Annotated in this window: 22 protein-coding genes and 1 tRNA gene; 18 read left to right on the top strand and 5 right to left on the bottom strand. The window is 63.6% G+C overall.

The genetic code is table 11. The features are described 5' to 3' along the window. Positions 1-422: 422 nt before the first annotated feature. Positions 423-1,103, bottom strand: coding sequence for an HlyD family efflux transporter periplasmic adaptor subunit (locus EPO50_RS00550; protein WP_296340688.1), 681 nt, complete (start codon positions 1,101-1,103; stop codon positions 423-425). Between EPO50_RS00550 and EPO50_RS00545 the strand changes: the two genes are divergently transcribed. The 12 genes from EPO50_RS00545 (at position 1,102) to EPO50_RS00485 (ending at position 9,708) form a co-directional block, all read left to right on the top strand. Next, entirely contained in the window at positions 1,102-1,422 is a 321-nt protein-coding gene (locus EPO50_RS00545) for a DUF2490 domain-containing protein (RefSeq protein ID WP_296340687.1), read from the top strand. The genes EPO50_RS00550 and EPO50_RS00545 overlap by 2 nt on opposite strands. A 640-nt stretch (positions 1,423-2,062) precedes the next feature. Next, entirely contained in the window at positions 2,063-3,244 is a 1,182-nt protein-coding gene (locus EPO50_RS00535) for a hypothetical protein (RefSeq protein WP_296340686.1), read from the top strand. Positions 3,245-3,551: 307 nt separating this feature from the next. Then, positions 3,552-3,806 carry a hypothetical protein gene (locus EPO50_RS00530; protein ID WP_296340685.1) on the top strand — a complete coding sequence of 85 codons (255 nt, stop codon included), beginning with the start codon at positions 3,552-3,554 and terminating at the stop codon, positions 3,804-3,806. Between the two features lie 112 nt (positions 3,807-3,918). Next, the gene (locus tag EPO50_RS00525; protein ID WP_296340684.1) at positions 3,919-4,563 is read left to right on the top strand and encodes a Crp/Fnr family transcriptional regulator; all 645 of its coding nucleotides are present in this window, start codon (positions 3,919-3,921) and stop codon (positions 4,561-4,563) included. A gap of 70 nt (positions 4,564-4,633) precedes the next feature. After that, the gene (locus tag EPO50_RS00520) at positions 4,634-5,326 is read left to right on the top strand and encodes a Crp/Fnr family transcriptional regulator (RefSeq protein WP_296340683.1); all 693 of its coding nucleotides are present in this window, start codon (positions 4,634-4,636) and stop codon (positions 5,324-5,326) included. Between the two features lie 152 nt (positions 5,327-5,478). Continuing rightward, complete coding sequence (locus EPO50_RS00515; protein WP_296340682.1) at positions 5,479-6,984, top strand: arylsulfatase; 1,506 nt, start codon at positions 5,479-5,481, stop codon at positions 6,982-6,984. A 104-nt stretch (positions 6,985-7,088) separates the two neighbouring features. Beyond that, on the top strand, positions 7,089-7,943 hold the full coding sequence (locus EPO50_RS00510) for a hypothetical protein (RefSeq protein ID WP_296340681.1): 855 nt from the start codon (positions 7,089-7,091) through the stop codon (positions 7,941-7,943). Further along, on the top strand, positions 7,940-8,545 hold the full coding sequence (locus tag EPO50_RS00505; protein WP_296340680.1) for a hypothetical protein: 606 nt from the start codon (positions 7,940-7,942) through the stop codon (positions 8,543-8,545). Before EPO50_RS00510 ends, EPO50_RS00505 begins: the two co-directional genes overlap by 4 nt. Positions 8,546-8,582: 37 nt before the next feature. Then, a complete protein-coding gene (locus EPO50_RS00500; RefSeq protein WP_296340679.1) occupies positions 8,583-8,774 on the top strand; it encodes a hypothetical protein in 192 nt (63 codons plus the stop codon). Continuing rightward, positions 8,771-9,271, top strand: coding sequence for a LysR family transcriptional regulator (locus EPO50_RS00495; protein ID WP_296340678.1), 501 nt, complete (start codon positions 8,771-8,773; stop codon positions 9,269-9,271). The genes EPO50_RS00500 and EPO50_RS00495 overlap by 4 nt, the downstream gene beginning before the upstream one ends. A 37-nt stretch (positions 9,272-9,308) precedes the next feature. Further along, on the top strand, positions 9,309-9,431 hold the full coding sequence (locus tag EPO50_RS00490) for a hypothetical protein (RefSeq protein WP_296340677.1): 123 nt from the start codon (positions 9,309-9,311) through the stop codon (positions 9,429-9,431). Between the two features lie 4 nt (positions 9,432-9,435). Beyond that, a complete protein-coding gene (locus EPO50_RS00485) occupies positions 9,436-9,708 on the top strand; it encodes a LysR family transcriptional regulator substrate-binding protein (RefSeq protein ID WP_296340676.1) in 273 nt (90 codons plus the stop codon). A 299-nt stretch (positions 9,709-10,007) separates the two neighbouring features. On the opposite strand, the gene EPO50_RS00480 is transcribed toward EPO50_RS00485, so the two are convergent. After that, positions 10,008-10,083, bottom strand: a tRNA-Ile gene (locus tag EPO50_RS00480). A gap of 48 nt (positions 10,084-10,131) precedes the next feature. Further along, a complete protein-coding gene (locus EPO50_RS00475) occupies positions 10,132-10,839 on the bottom strand; it encodes a response regulator (RefSeq protein WP_367268014.1) in 708 nt (235 codons plus the stop codon). A 119-nt stretch (positions 10,840-10,958) separates the two neighbouring features. Here EPO50_RS00475 and EPO50_RS00470 point away from each other — a divergent pair, with 119 nt between their 5' ends. Both EPO50_RS00470 and EPO50_RS00465 read left to right on the top strand, forming a co-directional pair. Beyond that, a complete protein-coding gene (locus EPO50_RS00470; RefSeq protein WP_296340675.1) occupies positions 10,959-12,869 on the top strand; it encodes an ATP-binding protein in 1,911 nt (636 codons plus the stop codon). Further along, the gene (locus EPO50_RS00465) at positions 12,866-13,192 is read left to right on the top strand and encodes an Hpt domain-containing protein (protein WP_296340674.1); all 327 of its coding nucleotides are present in this window, start codon (positions 12,866-12,868) and stop codon (positions 13,190-13,192) included. The genes EPO50_RS00470 and EPO50_RS00465 overlap by 4 nt, the downstream gene beginning before the upstream one ends. A gap of 9 nt (positions 13,193-13,201) precedes the next feature. On the opposite strand, the gene EPO50_RS00460 is transcribed toward EPO50_RS00465, so the two are convergent. Continuing rightward, on the bottom strand, positions 13,202-14,137 hold the full coding sequence (locus EPO50_RS00460) for a PaaI family thioesterase (protein WP_296340673.1): 936 nt from the start codon (positions 14,135-14,137) through the stop codon (positions 13,202-13,204). A gap of 94 nt (positions 14,138-14,231) precedes the next feature. Between EPO50_RS00460 and EPO50_RS00455 the strand changes: the two genes are divergently transcribed. The 3 genes from EPO50_RS00455 to EPO50_RS00445 are packed head-to-tail and all read left to right on the top strand — an operon-like array spanning position 14,232 to position 17,412. Then, positions 14,232-15,020, top strand: coding sequence for an enoyl-CoA hydratase (locus EPO50_RS00455; RefSeq protein WP_296340672.1), 789 nt, complete (start codon positions 14,232-14,234; stop codon positions 15,018-15,020). 44 nt (positions 15,021-15,064) lie between these two features. Continuing rightward, positions 15,065-16,882: an acyclic terpene utilization AtuA family protein gene (locus tag EPO50_RS00450; RefSeq protein WP_296340671.1), complete on the top strand. Its 1,818-nt coding sequence runs from the start codon at positions 15,065-15,067 to the stop codon at positions 16,880-16,882. Further along, positions 16,879-17,412: a GNAT family N-acetyltransferase gene (locus EPO50_RS00445; protein ID WP_296340670.1), complete on the top strand. Its 534-nt coding sequence runs from the start codon at positions 16,879-16,881 to the stop codon at positions 17,410-17,412. Before EPO50_RS00450 ends, EPO50_RS00445 begins: the two co-directional genes overlap by 4 nt. Here EPO50_RS00445 and EPO50_RS00440 read toward each other — a convergent pair. Beyond that, positions 17,336-18,049, bottom strand: coding sequence for an HXXEE domain-containing protein (locus EPO50_RS00440; protein WP_296340669.1), 714 nt, complete (start codon positions 18,047-18,049; stop codon positions 17,336-17,338). The genes EPO50_RS00445 and EPO50_RS00440 overlap by 77 nt on opposite strands. A 51-nt stretch (positions 18,050-18,100) precedes the next feature. Here EPO50_RS00440 and EPO50_RS00435 point away from each other — a divergent pair, with 51 nt between their 5' ends. Further along, positions 18,101-19,480: an MmgE/PrpD family protein gene (locus tag EPO50_RS00435; RefSeq protein ID WP_296340668.1), complete on the top strand. Its 1,380-nt coding sequence runs from the start codon at positions 18,101-18,103 to the stop codon at positions 19,478-19,480. Positions 19,481-19,486 lie beyond the last annotated feature (6 nt).

Below are 19,486 nucleotides of genomic sequence, written 5' to 3'. Positions count from 1 at the left end.
CGCCTTTGGCTCAAAGGCATTCGCGTTGTGCGACGGGCTGCACCCCCCGAGGCTAGGGTGACCGCCAGTCAGCAACTGCCCAAACTTAGAAGATTGAGCGGCGAGAACGATTGACGTTCTTGTAGATTGGCCGCTCCGGACCGATCGCTTTGCCGCGCTGGGTGAGGTGAATTGGGCACGTCCAGTTCGATTGTCTGGCTCTGTAAAGACCTTCATCTATCGAACAATTTATCGTTAGTCGTTGCTGAACGAACCAGAGCCTTTTTATGGGCTTGGTTCATGTGTTCGACGATGTAGGTGATCCTTTCAGTCCCCATGAAGCCGTCAACTACGGCAATGGCAGACATGCAGCTTAATTGAGCATGACAGTCCTTTCGGATGACGGGCTTAGGCTCAGCGTCGGTGCCGGCTGCCTTCGGTCCCTACATCGAAGACTCTCGAATGATCAACGCTACTGCCTTGCGATAGAGGATGTCGATGAAGCTGCGCGGTGCGGCCTCGATGACGATCCGCCCAGCCAGTCGTGACGTTGTCTCTGCTGAGGGATCGCTGGTGGCAAGGATAACCCGATAGATAGCTCGCTCGGGGACGAGTGTGCCGCCAGTGCCACGTCGAACGGCAATAGGCCCTTCATTGGTCGAAGCCAGCTCCGCTACATCGAGGGCACGTGTCGAAATGTGCGCGACCTCGCTGACAACGAGGGGCAGGGTGCGGCCGTCCAGCAGGATCAGTCGTGCCGAGGCGCCAGTTCGGACACGATCGAGATCGGCCTCCGTGACATAAGCCTCCACAACGGCGACCGTTGAGGCGATCAGGATACCGGGCCGCTCCAACCGGCGGATATCATCGCCAATGCGCAGGTCTGGCGGGACGTCTTTGAGCTCGCCGGCAAAGGGTGCCCGGACCACCAGGGTCGCCGCGCGCGTCTCTGAACGCCACAGCGCCGCTGCCGCCTCCGAGACCTGTGTGTTCTGCTTGGCCATGGCAACCAGCCGTCCCGGTTCGGCGGCGAGCAGTACAGCCTGTTGTTCGGCCCTGAGAAGCCCTGGCACGTCGACCCGCCCGCGCCAGGGAGTAAACAGCAAAGTAAGGATAAGCAGCATGACGGCCACGCGTGAGGACTTCCGCTGGCTGGACAGTGGCTTCGCGGTGCGCTTGCGCGAGCGACTGCAGGTCCAGCGCGACGTCACGATCGGAAACTACACCTTCACGCCCTACACTTCGGCCGAGGTGTTCTTCGACACGCGCTACGGCCAGTTCGCCCGCTATCGCCTGACACTGGGGACGACGTTCCCCATAGATAAGCACATCAGCGTCGAGCCTTACCTCATACGCCAGGTCGATTGGGTGCCCTCGGGCGTCATCACCAACGCGCTGGGCTTCATCCTGATCATGGCCTTAGAGATCGAACTCGACGAATAGCGGCCAGTGGTCACGACGCACGTTGCGACACGACACCAAATGCACCTCAGAGAAGACCCCGTCAGAAACCCGGCTATGCTCGGAGAAAGCCGTGCGGGTGCGCAGGCTCTTGTCGAACGCCGCAGCGCCATCGGCCGCTGCCGCCGATCCGCGCAGGAAAGAGAATGGGGGGCCGAGCATGCGAGCGAGCAGCACCGGATTGTCGTACTGTCGGATTCGAATTCTGGAGCCAGAAGCATTGAAAGCGATACTCAGCCAGTAGGGCTGACCAGGGGACAATTGATCGCTCGCGGGCAATCTGGGCTCGGATTGTAAGCTATCGAAACCATCGAGTGCCGGTGTGGCAGTTGGCTATGCAAAGCGACCGGTGCTCAATGGGCCGCTGGGCATACGGTGGACTCGTGGCGGCCTTTCTCTCTTGGCCGCCACGGTCGGTCTCGGAGGCCTGATGGCGCCGTCGAGTAGACGATCGCCGCGCAACGACGCGACGCCGTCTTGACGCCGGCCGGATGGGGAGGGGCATGATCGAATCTCGAGCATCTATGCTGCGGATCGTCCATCCGGTGCGCGGCGTCTGCCTGTCGACGTCCTATGTCTGCTCCTCAGCCAGCTGCTGAAGTGAAAGTAGGATCGTCCGACTATGTCACAATTTCCGAAGAGCCCCGACTTCTCACTCATCGCAGGCGGCCCGCTCTATCAGCTCCTCTTGCGCTCGAAGTTGTTGCGACCGCCGGTCGGCTTCCTGGAACGCCGCATCCTAGTGCTGACCTTGTTCGCCTGGCTGCCGCTCCTCGTCCTCGCGGCAATGGATGGAAAGCTGCTCCCCGGAAAGGGCTTCGTGCCGTTTCTTTACGATATCGAAGGCCAGGTCCGGCTACTCGTCGTGCTGCCGTTGCTATTCGCAGCCGAATTGCCGGTGCATCGGCGCCTACGCCACGTCATCCGGCATTTCATTGAGCGCAGGATTGTCCCGCTCGAGGAGCAGCCGAAGTTCAACGCCATCATCGAGCAGGCCTTGCGGTGCCGCAATTCGATATTCCTGGAGGGTGCGATTCTGATCCTTGCCTTCACGGTGGGCCAATGGCTGTGGCGCTCCCAGATCGCCTTCGGAGGCGCGACTTGGTACGCGGCGCCCGACGGCGGCGGCGGTCTCTCCTTGACCCTGCCGGGCTACTGGTATGCGTTCGTCTCGATCCCATTATTCCAGTTTGTCGGCTACCGCTGGTACATGCGATTGGTCATCTGGGCCGTCACGCTGTGGCGCATCTCGTGCCTGAAGCTCAATCTCATCCCGACCCACGCCGACCGGGCTGCAGGTCTCGGCTTTGTAGGCAACAGCACCTATTCCTTTACGCCGTTGTTGCTCGCGCATGGCGCCCTGCTGTCCGGCTGGATTGGTGAACGCGTGCTCCAGGGCAGTAGTGCGCTCGACTTCCAGGTCGAGGCGTTCGTGCTCGTATGTTGCGTCGTGGCAGTGATCATCGCGCCTTTGTGTGTCTTTGCGGCGCCGCTCTTGGTCGCCAGGCGCCAGGGTCGTGGCGAGTACGGGCTTCTCTCGGCACGGTACACGCAGGCCTTCCACGAGAAGTGGATCCAGGGCAAAAGGCCGGTCGACGAGCCGATGCTGGGGAGCGGCGACATGCAGTCGCTCGCCGATCTCGCGACAGGCTACGAGATCGTGCAGGAGACGAGGCTGGTTCCGTTCGGCCTCAAGCTGCCTATTCAGCTCGCGATCATTACTGCGTTGCCGCTCTTACCGCTCACTTTTACGATCGTCTCCTTCCGCTCCCTCATTATGCAGGCCGTTGAAATCATCCTTTAAGTGGATAGCCGTTGTGTATCCATCGATAGGCAAGCGGTAGCGGTAGCCGTCGCAGAATCGGGCACAATGCATAATGTCCGCAATGAGCGGCCTTGTCGCCCGCGGGGGTGGGGTGCGTGTTTTCATAGATTGTGCAGCCGGTGTTCCCGATCGTCGGCGCGTTTCTTGCCTGCGAAGTTGGTTTCCGCCTCGGCCGGCACATCGGCCGCGATGGACCGGAGTTCGACAAGCAGCTCGGCGTCATAAGCGGCGCCACTTTTGCGCCAGTGCGGGCCGCAGCCACGATGCCGCCAAGACCGCAGCGCTGTTGGCCGGGGAGAGGGCCCAGCACGATCGCCTCTGGGACATCGCGCTTCGCGGCACGGCGGGCAGCCCTCAGCTCATGCTCGTGGTGATGCTGTTGCTCAAGGTGGTGCTGCTGATCACAACCGCTCAGGCGCTCGTCCTGATGTCCTTCGTTAACCGGCAGATCGGTCGTCGCTTCCCGGTCCTTAGCTTCGTTTACGGATTCGCGTTGGCCGCCACTCTATGGATGACGCTTGACCTCGACCATCCGAGTTGAGGCATGATCCGTGCGAGTACCCAGCCGATGATCGACCCGCTTGCATCGATGAAATCATGAAGTGGTGAACGCCATGCAAACATCAGCAGAAGTCGTCTGCAGGATCGGATGGTTGAGCAAGAAGCCGGCCGGGTTCAAGCAGGCGGTTCTCGAGCGTTGCCAGCTCAGGAAAGTCAGGGCGGGGACTACGATCTACAGGATCGGAGATCACGCAACCGGGCTTTACGGGGTGGGAGCGGGCCGTGTCGGCATCGAGATCGCCCCGGCGGAACGGGCGCCGTATCTTGCGTTCTTCGCCGAACCTGGTGCCTGGCTTGGATATCGCGGCGTGATCACCGGCTTCCAGCAGGCCGGCCTGAAGGCAACCCGTGACTCCGAACTGCTTTTCCTGCCCAAACAGGCGATCGACGATCTCATCCGAGAGGTGCCAGGCCGCTGGCGAATGTTCGCCCGATTGTCGTTGAGCGACCTCCAGAAGGTCACCTCGCTTCTCGACGACGTCTTGCGTCGCGATCACGCGCAACGCGTGGCCGCGATCCTTCTGCATTTCGGCGGCTGCCGCCAGGTTACACCGCCCGATGCACGGCGCATCGATCTCGAAGTTGGCCAGGAGGAGGTGGCGAGAATTGCCAATATAGGGCGCACCGTGACAGGTGCGGTGCTGCGCGATCTCGAGAAAGCAGGCCATATCGAACTGGCCTACCGCCGCATTCAGGTCCTGGCACCGGACGTCCTGAGATCGCAGCTAAGCGAATGATGGCAACGTTGAACCGCTGCTTCTGAAACCTGGTCCGTTACGACTTATCAGCGCCATGTTTGAGGAACGAATGAAGAATGGCACCGCAGCAAAGGCGCTCATGCTCAGGCGTGGATGGTTAAGTAGAATGAAGCCTGCGTTTCAGAGACGTGTCATCGAGCAATGCCAGTATCGTGTCGTTCCGGCGGGAGAGCAGATCTACAGTCTCGGAGATGTCGCTGGAGGCATGTTCGGGTTCGTGAGCGGCGGCGTTGCGGTCGAGATCGCACCGGCAGAACGCGGCCCCTATGTTGCCAGCCTACTGATCCCGGGGAGCTGGTTTGGAGAGATTGCCGCGCTTTCGGGCCAACAGCGCCGGGTCGGGATGAAGGCAACCCGCGAGACCGAGCTGCTGTATCTGCCATCCTCTGCAGTCAACGTCATATTGGCGGAGAACCCGGAAGCGTGGCGACATTTCTACCTTGTGACGGTCGGACATTTCGATACGGCTGTTGGGCTGTCGGATGATCTCATGCGCCGAGATCACGAAGAGCGGGTCATCGGCATTCTCCTGCATCTTGCGGGCTGCCGCCGCGAGACGCCGGTCGAATGGCTTGCCGAACTCGACGTGGGGCAGGAACAACTCGCCAATATTGCCAATGTCGCGCGGACCACGCTCGGCGCGACGCTTCGCGGCCTGGAGCAAGCTGGGTATATCGATTTGTCGTACCGCCGCATTCGCATCAAGCATCCGGACGCTCTTCGATCCCTGATGAATCGCTGACCGGCGGATTGCCTGATTCGCCCCTCACGGCGGTCAGGGGACGCGTTTTTCTATCCAGATTGATCGCCGGCGACACAAGTTCGGCTCCCATTGGGTCGAAATGCGGGTCGAGGACTGCATCATCGTTGAAATCTCGGGCGGAGGGCGAGCAAATGGCGACGAAGAAGAAGCCGAACATCCTAGTCATGTGGGGCGACGACATTGGTCAGTCGAACCTTAGCTGCTATACGATGGGCGTGATGGGCTACAAGACGCCCAACATCGATCGCCTTGCCAAAGAAGGCATGCTCTTCACCGACTCCTACGCGGAGCAGAGCTGCACCGCCGGCCGGGCCTCGTTCATCACGGGGCAATGTGGTCTGCGCACAGGCCTTACCAAGGTGGGTCTCCCGGGTGCCGATCTCGGCCTCAAGGCCGAGGACATCACCATTGCCGAGGCGCTGAAGCCGCTCGGCTATCGTACCGGCCAGTTCGGCAAGAACCATCTCGGCGATCGCGACGAACACCTGCCAACGATGCACGGCTTCGACGAGTTCTTCGGCAATCTCTATCATCTAAACGCCGATGAAGAACCTGAACACGTAGACTATCCGAGCGAGAAGGACTTCCCCAATTTCAAGAGGAAGTACGGTCCTCGCGGCGTGTTGCATTGCTGGGCAGACGGCAAGGGTGGGCAGAAGATCGAGAACACCGGACCGCTGACCATCAAGCGGATGGAGACATGCGACGACGAATTCCTCGCCGCGGCCAAGAATTTCATCCAGGCCGCCCATGACGCCAATGAACCGTTCTTCGTGTGGTTCAACACCTCCCACATGCACGCGTGGACACATGTGAAGCCGTCAAGCAAGGGTCAGGCTGGCCGCTGGCAGTCCGAATACCACGACGTGATGATCGACCATGACAAGTGCATCGGCGAGATGCTCGACTTCATCGACAAGCTCGGCATCGCTGACGACACCTTCGTGCAGTACAGCACCGACAACGGCCCGCACATGAACACCTGGCCGGATGCTGGCACGACGCCCTACCGCAACGAGAAGAACTCAAGCTGGGAAGGCGCCTATCGCGTGCCCTGCATGGTGCGCTTCCCGGGTAGGATTGCCGCCGGATCGGTGTCGAACGAGATCATCAGCCACCAGGACTGGTTTCCCACTATCCTGGCACTGGCCGGCGAGCCGGATATCACGGAAAAGCTGAAGAAGGGCCACAAGATCGGTAACAGGACCTTCAAGGTCCATCTCGACGGCTTCAACCTGCTGCCGCACCTCACGGGCCAGGAGGAGAAGAGTCCGCGCAAGGGCTTCGTCTACTTCACCGATGACGGTGACGTGGCGGCGCTGCGCTACGACAACTGGAAGGTGATGTTTATGGAACAGCGCGTCCAGGGCACCCTCAAGATCTGGCAGGATCCGTTCGTGGTGCTGCGCGCACCTTATATCTTCAACCTGCGGACGGATCCTTACGAGCACGCACAGATCACATCGAACACCTATTACGACTGGATGTTCCGGCGCATCTACATGCTCATTCCCGCGCAAGCCTTCGTCGCGGAGTTCCTGGCCACCTTCAAGGAGTTCCCGCCGCGACAGAAGTCGGCGAGCTTCGGCATCGACCAGGTGGTCAAGAAGATGACGGAAGCGTCGGCCGGCGGCTAGGAGACGGAAGCGTGCCGGCGTCGCGTCCACGCCGGCCTGCGCCTTGTCTGCCAGCGTCCGGCTGAACATCGTTTGAGTGGCCAACTCGGAGGGACAGCAGAGCCATGGATACCCAGCAGCTGCTCCTTCTTGCCCTCAAGGTCGCCATCCTCGGCACGGTGTTCGGTTACGGGTTGAAGGCCACGATCGACGACCTGATGCATCTCGTCAGACGTCCTCTTCTGCTGCTGCGGTCGGTGCTGTCCGTGCTGGTGATCATGCCGGTGCTCACGGTGGTGATGGTCAAGATCCTGGATCTGCGCACCGCAACCGAGGCGACGCTGGTCGCCCTGGCCATTTCGCCCGTGCCGCCGTTGTTGCCGAACAAGGAGACGAAAGCGGGAGGGCATGCCTCGTATGCGCTAGGTCTCTTGATCGTCATGGCCTTGGTCGCGATCGTCGTGATCCCCTTCGCGATCGAGATTCTCACACGGATATTCGATCGCCCGCTCGCGGTCTCGCCCGGCGCCATCGCGCGCATTGTGTTCATGATGATCGTGGCACCCCTGGCCGCCGGCATGGCGGTTCGCGCGTTTCTGCCGGGCGTGGCCGCCCGCCTGCTGAAACCAATCCGGTTGGCTTCCACGGCCATATTGGTGGTGGCTGCATTGGTCCTGATGGTAGGCACCTGGGGAGCGATCTGGCATGCCCTCGGCGGCGGCACGGCGCTCGCGCTCGCGGCCTTCGTCTTCTTCGGGCTTGCAGTGGGCCACCTTCTCGGAGGCCCGGAACGGGAACACTCGACCGTGCTGGCGCTGTCGACCGCGTCGCGCCATCCCGCGATTGCGCTGTCGATCGCGGCCGTGAACTTTCCCAACGAGCAGTTCGTCGGCGTCATCCTGCTCTATCTGCTCATCGCCACCCTTGTCTGCATCCCCTACATCGCCTGGCAACGCCGGCGATCGCTTTTGGCAGCGTGACCTCAGGGCGTGACGAGCCTGCGCTCATGGAAATCCAGTACGTTTCACTGCTCGCTGCCCTGATCGTCGCAGGCGCCTATCTCATGGGAGGCTGGACCGGGAAGACCGAAGCAGCCGAGCAGTTCTGGACCCGTCGCCGATACATCTCCGCCGCGGCCGGCATATCGGTCGCGTACATCTTCATCGACGTGCTGCCGGAGCTTGAGCTCCAGCGCAAGGTCATCGTGGAGGCAACCAAGGGCCCGGGAACGCTGTTCGCCGAGCAACAGATATACCTGCTGGCCCAGCTTTCGTTCGTGGTCATGTACGGATTGCAGCACATGGTGCTCGTCCGCCGCGAGAGCCGGCGAGAAACCATCGTCGCCGGCAGGGCCGATTCTGTTTATTGGCTGCAGCTTGCCGGCTATGCGGCGTACAGCGCGCTGATCGGATACCTGATGGTCGATCGCGTCGAGCGCGGGATGCTGGCGCTTGCGGTTTACACGATCGCCATGGCGGTGCACTTCCTCATCGTCGACCATCCTCGTGCTCGTGGTCGGAATCTGGTACCACGTCGCCTTCATGCTAGGCCTGCGGCAGCACCGAGAGCTGCTCCGGAGTGACAGGCTGATCCATGCCGAGAGCAGTTTTCCGACATCGATGGTGTTGGTCGTCGCCGTTCTGCTGTTGGCCTTCGGCCTGGTGCCGAGTTACAGCATGATCTTCAACGTCGCTCTGTCCGACTGGGCGCGCGCCAGGTTCCTGAGCATTTGGCCTGAGTTTGCGATCGGCTCATTGAAAGCTAACATCGACGAAATGCCACTCGTCATGTCAGTTCTGGAGTTTCAATGATCCGCCGCCTGGAGTTTGCGCTCGCCATCGACACCCATCGCAGTTTCGGTCGGGCGGCACGGGCGCTGGGCGTCTCGCAACCGTCGCTGACCCGGGCGCTGCAGGTGCTGGAGGGCGAGCTGGGCGCCCGCCTCTTTGAACGCGGAAAGACCGAATGTGCACCGACCGAGTTCGGGCGGATCGTGCTCTACCGCGCGCGCCGCATGCTGTCGGAACTGAGTGAGACAAGACGGGAAATCGCGTTGCTGCAGGGGCTCCAGATCGGCGAGTTCCGCATCGGCGCGGGTATGTTTGCGACCCAGGTTTGGATGGGCAAGGCGATCGGGCAACTTTGCGCGGCCCATCCACGATTGCTGGTACGCAGCGTCGAATACTTCTGGTCCCAGTTGCCCAACGCCCTGATGGCAGCGGAGATCGACATCGCCGTCGGCGAGGTGAGCGATCTGCCCCAAGAATTCAGAGATCGTCATCGGACGATTGCCGCGGCGGCGCGGTAGCTTCATTTGCCGCGCGGGCCATCCTCTGGCCAAGCTCATGACCGTTACGATGGCCGATCTGGCACAGTATCCGCTGGCCAGCACGTACACACCGCGTCGGATCGGCATGCATCTGCCGGCGGAGTCGGCGATGGGGGCGATGGCCGGCGAGGGGGCTTAATTTTGTGCCGTCGATCCTCTGCGGATCGTGGGCCGGCATCGGCGAGGTCGTCGCGGCATCGGATGCATTGGGCGTTGCGCCAAAAGCGGCACTGCAAACGCTGCGCAAGCAACTCGGCCTCGTCGCCCTGCCGTTCGATGCGCCTTGGATGTGTACAGAACATGTCCTGATGTGGCGGCGCGACCGCATGTTACATCCTGCCCTGAGGGCCTTCCGGGAGGCGGCGCGGCGTTGCGAGGCGGAGACAATGGGCGTGAAAGGCGATCCCGCCAGTTGATGGCCAGTACCTCGAGTGACGGCGTGCAACGGTTCCTTGATTGCAGGCACCTCGGCTTCGCTACGGCGGGTGGCGTCGCGAAAAGGCTTGTGGCGGGTACTGACGGTCGCGCCACCGTTTATGAGCGCAAAGTAGTGACTGGGAAAAAGAGCTCCGGAGAGTTTCGGCCCAAAACGGCCAGTTCGCTCCAGACGCGGCCAAAGGTGCCAGTCTCTGGTGCCACTCCAGGCTGAAGAGGTGGCGAAAACTGGATCTTTTGGGCTAACCGGCGGTCTCGGGAGTTAGTGGCGGCGGCTGGGTGGTAGGCCCGGCAGGATTCGAACCTGCGACATAACCGTTATGAGCGGCTCGTTCTAACCGCTGAACTACGGGCCCCCAGCGCCCCGGCAGGGCCGGGGCCGCCCTTTTAGCCCATTCCGGGGCCTATTCCATAGGCGGGACGAACATGTAGCCGATGCCGCGCACGGTGCGGATCACGGTCGGCTTGTTCGGGGCCGGTTCGATCTTGCGGCGGATGCGGGTGATGCGCAGGTCGATTGCGCGGTCGAAGGGATCGCGGCTGCGGTGGCTGGTGGTTTCGAGCAGCCAGTCCCGCGACAGCGGTCGGTTGGGATTCTCGGCGAAGGTCTTCAGGATATCGAACTCGCCGGAGGTCAGCGGGACATCCTGGTTGGCTTCGTCGAACAGCGCGCGACGCGACAGGTCAAGCGTGTGACGCCCCATGCGAACGCGCTCGAGGCGCGCTGGCGTCGCCTTGTTGACCGAGCGGCGCAGCACGCTCTTGCACCGTGCAAGCAGCTCGCGCGGTTCGTAAGGCTTGGCGACATAGTCGTCGGCACCGCTCTCCAGCCCCTGCACCTTGTCCCCGGCGTCGCCCGAAGCGGTCAGCATGATGATGCCGACCCGGGTGTTGCTCTCGCGCAGCCAGCGGGCGAGCGAGAAGCCATCCTCCTGGCCGGGAAGCTGTACGTCGAGGAGCACGAGGTCCGGCATGGCGCGCGAGATCTGGCGACGCATCTGCGCCCCGTTCTCGACGGCGATCACCTTGAGGTCATGGTTCGTCAGATAGGTCTCGGCGGCCTTACGCTGAAACGCGTCGTCCTCGACCAGCAAAACGGACGGCTGCTGCATAATTGAATCCAAAATAAATACTCACCAATGACGCCAAAATACCACTATTATTCAAGGAATTATAGCCGATTCTTGATCTTTTTGATAAGCTCGGGCCTGCATCCCAGCCGTCGGAGCTCATGGCCTCGCTCTTTTTTGCTTCGCGCTCCGCTGCCGAACCCGCTGCGTCACCGGCGGTGGACGCTGATCCGGCCCACCAGGAAGCCTTCGTCCGGGCCGAACTGATCCGGCGCCTGTTCGATGGCTCGGCGCAGTCGCGTTATTTTTCGCTCGTCCTGTGGCCGGTGATCGCTGCCATCTACTGGCGTCAGATCGATCTCTGGCAATTGGTCGGCCCATTCGCGGCGCATCTCGCGGTGACGGCGGGCTTTGACCTGCTGCGGCACGGTTTCAACCAGGTCCGTGCAAATGACGCGGAGGTCCTGCGCTGGGGATGGTGGTTCGCGGGCCTCTCGTTCCTGGCCGGCGCCTGCTGGGGCTGGGCAGGTTTCCTGCTGGCGGCCCAGCCCTACGAACTGCCGCGTATGCTGCTGGGGCTAGTTCTGCTGGCTACCATCACGACAGCAGTGCCGATCCGGTCCGCCCATCCGCCGACCTACTATGCCTTCGCCGTCGCCACGACGGCGCCGCTGCTTCTCGTGCTGTTGATTTCGGCCGATCCTTTCTATCAGCTCGTCGGCATCGCCGGCGGTGCCTATGTCGGCCACCTGATGGCCTATGTCCGCGATGTGCATCGCTGGCAGTACGACAATATCGCGCTCGCCTATGAGAAGGAGGAACTCGCCCGCCGCCTGCAGGTCGCCTACGACGAGGCGCGCATCGCCCGCGATGCCGCGCTCGTGGCGCAGCGCGAAGCGGAGGAGGCTAACCAGGCGAAGTCGACCTTCCTCGCCACGGTCAGCCACGAGGTCCGTACGCCCATGAACGGCGTGCTAGGGATGATCGATGTGCTGGAGCGCACGCCGCTCTCTGCGGAGCAGCTCGGGGCGCTGAGCACGGTGCGCTACTCGGCATCCTCGTTACTCAGAATCATCGACGACATCCTCGATTTCTCGAAGATCGAGGCGGGCCGTCTCGACCTCGAACGGCTCGAGCTTTCGACGACCGAGCTGATCGAGGGGGCTGCCGAGACGCTGTTGCCGCAAGCCGCGGCCAAGGGATTGGCGCTCTCGGCGTCAGTCGCAGACGACGTGCCCGAACGCGTGATCGGCGATCCGGTTCGCTTGCGGCAGATACTGTTCAATCTATTGGGCAACGCCATCAAGTTCACAGAAAAGGGCTCGGTGCGGCTCGTGCTGGAGCATGGACCAGCCACCGACGATCCGGACGCGGTAACGCTCCGCATTCGCGTCTCCGATACAGGCATCGGGTTGACGCCGGACCAGCAGAGCCGCCTGTTCCAGCCCTTCGTGCAGGCCGACAGTTCGACGACGCGCCGTTTCGGCGGTACCGGCCTTGGCCTGTCCATCGTGCGGCGCCTGGCCGAGGCAATGCAGGGAACCGTCGAGCTGCAAAGCGAGGCCGGTGTCGGCTCGACGTTCACCGTGACGGTGCGATTGGAAGCGGCGTCGGCTGAAGCTCCAATCGCCACGCTCTCGTTGCCGGCTCCGCCGCCGCCTGCGGTTGGCCGGCTCGATGGCCGTGTCCTGGTCGTCGACGACAATGCCGTTAACCGCAAGATCCTTGCCCGGCAGCTCGACCTGGCAGGAGCCGCGACCGACGTCGCGGCCAGTGGCGAAGAGGCCCTGCGGCTCTGGAGCTGGGGCAGTTACGCCCTTGTGCTGGCCGATCTGCAGATGCCGTCCATGGATGGCTTCGATCTGGCGCGGCGCATCCGCGCCGTCGAGGCCGGCGAAGGGCGAGGCCGCACACCCATCCTCGCGATGACGGCGAGCACGCACGAAGACGAGGAACGGCGCAGCCGCGCGGCCGGCATGGACGGCTTCATTACCAAGCCCATGAGTATCGACCAGTTGCGGGCTACGCTCGACGCTTGGCTTGCTCCCGCGACGCCGGAGCGCGCGACGTGAGCGAGGTTTATGACCGCGCGAGACTGGCCGAACTGTTCGGCGATGATCCCGGTGTGCTGGCCGAAGTCGAGCGCGACTTTCTCGATACCGCGCGCGGCGCTGAACGCGAGATGCGCGATACCGACGATCTCCGTGCGATTGCCAGGGCGGCCCATCGCTTGAAAGGCGCTTCCGGCATGATCGGGGCGACGGAGCTCGGCCGCGTTGCCGAGGCTGTGGAGTGCGCCGCCAAAGCCAGCGATCTCGCAGGCGTGCGCCGCTTGCACGACAGGATCAGCCTGGAAGTGCAGCGCGTCGCCGACCAGGCACGCATCCCGCGTTAGCTGGCCGCGCTAGCCGCGCGGGCGCAGCAGCATCGTCGCTGAATAGGAGAGCAGCGCCCGGCCATTCTGTTCGAGCAGGCCGCGCAGGAAGGCGATCGACTTGCCGCGGCGCGGGATCTCGACACGCGTGGTGATCGGCACAGTGGGATCACCAGCTGAGAGAAATTCGGCGGCGAAGGACACCGTCGAGGGCGCCATGCCGGTGACCAGCGAGGCGGCGCGGGTGATGGCGGTGTCGGCGAAGCTCATCATGTAGCCGCCGTGCAGCGCGCCACCGGAGTTGCACATGTGCAGGCCGGTCGGCTGGACCAGCGAGACGTCATCCGCCTCCTGCCGCACATAGACCGGGCCGATGCCGCGCGAATAGGCGCTGGCCTTGTCGAACAGCTCGAAGCCCGCCGGCACGACCTGCTCGACCGACTTGGCCTCGATGTGACGCGGCGCGTTCTCGTCCTTGCGCGCCATCGCCTTGGCGCGCGCCACGTGGCGGCAGACACCCGACCACAGGGCCACGGTGCGGCCTTCCTGGGTGATCCGGCCGCGGGCAAAGGCGAGGCGCCCCGTTACCTGCAGGGGCTCGCCACGTGCTTCCAGCGGCGGGCCGATCTTGGCAGCGTCGACGAACTCGCAAGCGATGCTCACGGTCAGCGCGAAGGAGCTGTTGGTGCCGCCGTCGGCGGCGCGGCCGGCAATGAGGCAGAGGGCGTAGTCGGCGAAGGTGAGAAGCGCGCCGCCATGGACGCCGCCAGCATAGTTCGCGTGCGCGGCATGGGTCGGCAGCACGCAATGCACGGCGTCGGCTGCACGTGCATCCGCGCCGATGTGAAAGAAGAACGGACCGACGCGATCCTCGAACGGATCGGACGGCACGAAGACCGAGTAGCGGGAGAGGTCGAGGCCCCAGCCGGCGAGATCGGGGACAGTGTAGGCGGCGGTATCGGGCACGGGCTGGGACCTAGCTGTTGGCTCTTGTGGTGCGTTCTTGCGGGGCTCTAATAGGAGAATCAACCCCTTCCGAAAAGCCACGGAGCGAAACATCATGGCGTCAGCTGCGCACAAGGTCGAGATCAGGCGGGAGAAGCGCGAAGCGGGCGTTGTGGCGCATGTCGTGTTCGACAATTCGCGGCGCCTGAATGTCGTCAATCCGGCAGCGCTTCAGGATCTCATTGCGGCGTTCCACACGCTCTCGCAGGAAGCCGAGTTGCGCGCCGTCGTCTTCTCCGGCAGCGGTGGCAAGGCCTTCATCGGCGGCGCTGACATCAACCACATGGCCGGCATGAAGACGTCGGAAGACGGCCGCGCCTTCATCACCCTGATCCACAAGCTCTGCCAGGCAATCCGCGACTGTCCGGTGCCGGTGATCTGCAAGCTCGAAGGCTACACCTTGGGCGGTGGCCTCGAAGTGGCGGCCGCATGCGATATCCGCATCTCGACCGACACGGCGCATTTCGGCATGCCCGAGGTCAAGGTCGGCATTCCCTCGGTGGTCGAGGCCGCGCTCCTGCCACGCCTGATCGGCTGGGGCCGCACGTCGTGGCTGCTGCTCACCGGCGAGAACATCGACGCCGCCAAGGCCGAAGCCTGGGGTCTGGTCGAGATCGTGGTACCGGAGGCGAAGATCGACGCAGCCATCGAGCATTGCGTGCAATCGATTGCACAGGAGGCGACGCCGCTGGCCGTGCGGGCGCAGAAGCGCCTGATGCGGCGCTGGGAGCGGCTGCCGCTCGACGAGGCGGTGCAGGCCGGCATCGATGCCTTCGCCCAGTCGGTCGCCGAGGGCGAGCATATCGAGCGCATGGGCGCGTTCATCAATCGCAAAAAGAAGTAGCGACAGCGGTCGTCGATCGGCAATCCGAGGAATTGAGGGCGAACATGGCTCAGAAGAAAACCGTCCGTGTCGGCTGTCATTCCGGCTTCTGGGGCGACACCGAGACGGCTGCAGTGCAGCTCGTACGGCACGGCAATGTCGACTATCTGGTCAGCGACTATCTCGCCGAAGTCACCATGTCGATCATGGCGGCGCAGAAGTTGCGCAACCCGCAGGCGGGCTATGCCACCGATTTCGTGACCGCCGTGATGGCGCCGCTGGCGCGCGAGATCGCCGAGAAGAAGATCAAGGTCGTGACCAATGCCGGCGGCGTGAATCCGCAGGCCTGTCGCGATGCCGTGTTGAAAGCCTGCGAGGCGGCCGGCGTGAAGCTCAAGGTCGCCATCGTGACGGGCGACGATATCCTGCCGAGGATCGAGGAGTTCCGCGCGGCAGGCGTGCGTGAGATGGATACCGGTGCGGAACTGCCGGCGAAGATCGTCAGTATGAACGCCTATCTCGGCGGCTTTCCGATCGCCCGCGCGCTCGACGAGGGCGCCGACGTGGTGATCACCGGCCGATGCGTCGATTCCGCGGTGACCCTGGGAGCGCTGATCCACGCTTTTGGCTGGGGCATGGACGATCACGACCGTCTGGCGGCGGGCACGCTGTGCGGCCACATCATCGAATGCGGCGCGCAGTGCAACGGCGGCAACTTCACCGATTGGCGGCTGGTGCCGGACTACGACAACATGGGCTTCCCGGTGGCCGAGGTCGAAGCCGACGGCGCCTTCGTGCTGGGCAAGCCCGAGAACACGGGTGGCCTGATCTCGACGGCGACGGTCGCCGAACAGATGCTCTACGAGATCGGCGATCCGCGCGCCTACATCGTGCCCGACGTGGTCTGCGACTTCACCGGCGCGACCTACGAACAGGTCGGCAAGGATCGCGTGCGTGTCGCCGGCGCCAGGGGCCGGCCGGCGACCGATACCTACAAGGTCTCGACGACCTGGCCGGACGGTTTCAAGTTCAGCTCGATCTTCATGCTGGGCGGGCGCGAGGCCGCGGCCAAGGGGCGGCACAGCGCCGAATCCATCATCAAGAAGACGCGCCGCCTGTTCGCCGAGAAGAACATGGCGGACTATCGCGACGTCAGCATCGAGGTGATCGGCAGCGAGGCGACCTACGGGCCGCATTCCCGCACCGCTGATGCGCGCGAGGTCGTGGTGAAGATCGCGGCGAAGCACGACCAGAAGGAGGCACTGTCGCTGCTCGGCCGCGAGATTGCGCCGATGTCGACCGGCGGCGTGGTCGGCATGGCGGGCAGTTTCGGCGCGGGTCGTGTCTCGCCGTCGCCGGTGATCCGCATGTTCTCCTGCCTGGTACCGAAGTCGATGGTGCCGGTCACCGTCGAGGTCGATGGCCGCGCCATTCCGATGCAGGAGGGCGCGCGAAGTGGGGGCTTCACGGCAGCGTCTCTGCCGACCGAACGCCCGCCGGCGTCGGCGTTGCTGGCGGGTGATACTGAGACGGTACCGCTGATCGCGCTGGCCTATGGTCGTTCGGGCGACAAGGGCGACAATGCCAATATCGGTATCTTTGCCCGCAAGCCCGAGTACGAACCGATCCTCGACTCCGAAGTGACGGAAGAGGCGGTGGCGAAGTACTTCGCCCATCGCATCAACGGCAAGGTGACGCGCTGGCGGCTGCCCGGCATCAAGGGCTTCAACTTCCTTCTGCGTCAGGCGCTGGGCGGTGGTGGCATGGCCTCGCTCAAGGCCGATCCGTTGGCCAAGGCCTTCGCGCAGATGCTGCTCGACATGCCGGTGCGCGTGCCGGCCGACGTTGCCCGCGAGGCCGGAGTGGCCCAGAAAGCGGCGTGACGGATTTCGAGCTCACGACCTCCCGCCTCATCCTGCGCGATTTCACGTCGCAGGATGAGGCGGCGTTCATCGCCTATCGGATCGATCCGGCGGAAGGGCGGGAGCTGGTCGAGCGTTTCGCCGCGTGGCGGCGGGCTGTGCCCAGACTTAATTCACAAGTCGCCATCTGCCGGCGTGATGCAGCCTCGACTCTGATCGGATGTTGTGGCTTGCGTCGCGAGGGCTTTGCAGCAGGTGTCGCGGAATTCGGCCTCGAACTCGCGCCCGCATGGCAGGGCCGCTATCGCTATGCCATCGAGATCACTGAGGCCATGCTGGGGCATGGATTCGAGACGCTCGACCTCGAGGAGATCGTGAGCAACACGACCGAGGCCAACGAGCGTGTCCATCGTCTCGCGCGCTGGTATGGCGCCACCCTCGCCTCGTGGGGCGACGGCAAAGCTCTGTGGCGCTTCAGGCGCGCGACATGGCGTGAGGCGACGCACGCTGGCCGGCAAGGAAGACGATCAGCCCGGCGATTAACGGATTGATCATCTGGATCACGTCCAGGGCGACGATGCCGATCATCCCGGCGATATAGGCTTTCAGCGACAGCACCAGAACGGCATGCAGGAGCAAGCCAGCGACGACGGTGCCTATCACGCTCCGCCAGCCGAGCCGGTAGCGCACAAGCGCCACGCGGAACGCCCAGAGCGACAGCGGCAGGAACACCAGGATCGCGGTCAGGAGTCCGGGATTGTAGGCGCCGTTGATCAACCAAGGCAGGACATGGCCGAAGATATTGATGGAGGGGACCGCGAAGTAGCTGAGCGCCAGGATAGGCCAGCGTTGCCCCAGCAACGCCGCCGCCGGCCCGGCCAGCCAGACCACGGCGATGTTCAAGCACGTGATGTAAGAGGTCGGCACCGGGCAGGCCTTGGCATCCGGAAAGCCCAGCGTGGCGCACATGACGCCGCGGAACGCATAGTGGGCGCCGTCGGCATCGATGCCGTGTTCTTCGAACTGGTGGAGCAGGTAGGCGAGGGTGCCGGCCCAGGCGAGCCAGACGAGATCCTGCCAGCGTGAAACGCTTCGGTCGTTGCGCAGGATGTCGGTGGAGAGCAGGAGCGCCAGCAATAGGGCGGCGCCGAGGCCCATGTAAGGCCAGACATAGTCGAACGCGAACATGGCGTGAGCCTAACGTTGCGGGCGCGGGCTCGTCGATGGGAGAATGTCGACATGCCCGATACAAGAACCGCTGCTGTCGCTCTCGACCCTACCGCCCTCGAACGCTTCGGCGTCTACGCCGCATCGGTGTCGAAGGCCGACCTTCCCGCCGACGTGATTCACGCGGCCAAGCGCTGTGTGATCGATTGGTACGCCACGACCCTGCCGGGTGCGATCGAAGCGCCGGCGACGATGCTGGAGAAAGCACTGGCCGACGAGCTCGATCGCGGCGAGGCGACCCTGATGCTTGGCCGCAAGGCGGCGGTGCGCACGGCGGCGCTGATCAACGGCACGGCCTCCCACACCGTCGAGTTCGACGACATCTACGCGCCGGCGATCTATCATCCCGGCAGCCCGACGATTGCCGCAGCGCTCGCTGTCGGCCAGGCGCGTGGCGCCTCGGGTGATGCTTTCCTGCGGGCGGTAATCGCAGGCTACGAAGTCTCGACCCGTATCGGCGCCGCCATGGGCCGCGCGCATTACAAGTACTGGCACAACACCGGCACGATCGGTCCGTTCGGCGCGGCGGCAGCGGCGGGTCTCCTCGCCGGGCTCGATGGCCGTCAGCAGGGACATGCGCTTGCTACCGTCGCAACCTTTGCCGCCGGGTTGCAGCAGGCCTTCCGGGGCGATTCGTTATCAAAGCCACTGCATGCCGGGCATGCCGCCGATGCAGGCGTGTTGGCTGCGCTCTCGGCCGAGCATGGATTGCGGGGTGCGCCGGCAATCCTCGATGCGGCGGGCGGCATGGGCGAGGCCATGAGCAACGGGCCGGACTGGGCAGCCGCCACTGCCGATCTTGGCCGCACCTATAACGTCAAGCGCATTACCGTGAAGAACCACGGTTGCTGCGGCCATGCCTTCGCGGCCATCGATGGTGCGATGGCGTTGCAGGCTCAGCACAAGTTTGCCGCTGTCGACATCGTGTCGATCGATGTCGGTGGCTACTCGGCCACCGTCGATGTCACGGGCAACTACCTTCACGGCACGCCGGCTGCTGCAAAGTTCAGCCTGCCGTTCCTGGTCGCGAGTGCGCTGGTCCATGGCAGCATTCGGCTCGATGCCTACACATCGCAGCGCCTGGGCGACGCGACCGTCGGCGCTCTGATGAAGCGCATCAAGGTTGCGCTCGATCCCGAGATCGACGCGCTCTTTCCGCGCCAGCGGGCGGCGCGCCTCAAGGTCAAACTCGCAGATGGCCGTGTGCTGGAGCATTTCCAGCCTCATCGGGTCGGCGATCCCGACCTGCCCTTGTCGGACCGCCAGCTCGACACCAAGTTCATCGAACTCGCAGTCCCTGTGATCGGCGAGGTGAGCGCGGCGAAGCTGCTGGCTCGATTGTGGGCGTTGGAAAGCGAGCCGGACCTCGCTTTCACCCGAATTCTGCAGTGAGGTTGC

It is taken from the genome of Reyranella sp., from assembly GCF_004297405.1.
Lineage (GTDB): Bacteria > Pseudomonadota > Alphaproteobacteria > Reyranellales > Reyranellaceae > Reyranella.
The sequence above is the reverse complement of the archived record's forward strand: the minus strand, read 5'-3'. Positions and strand labels throughout refer to the sequence as shown.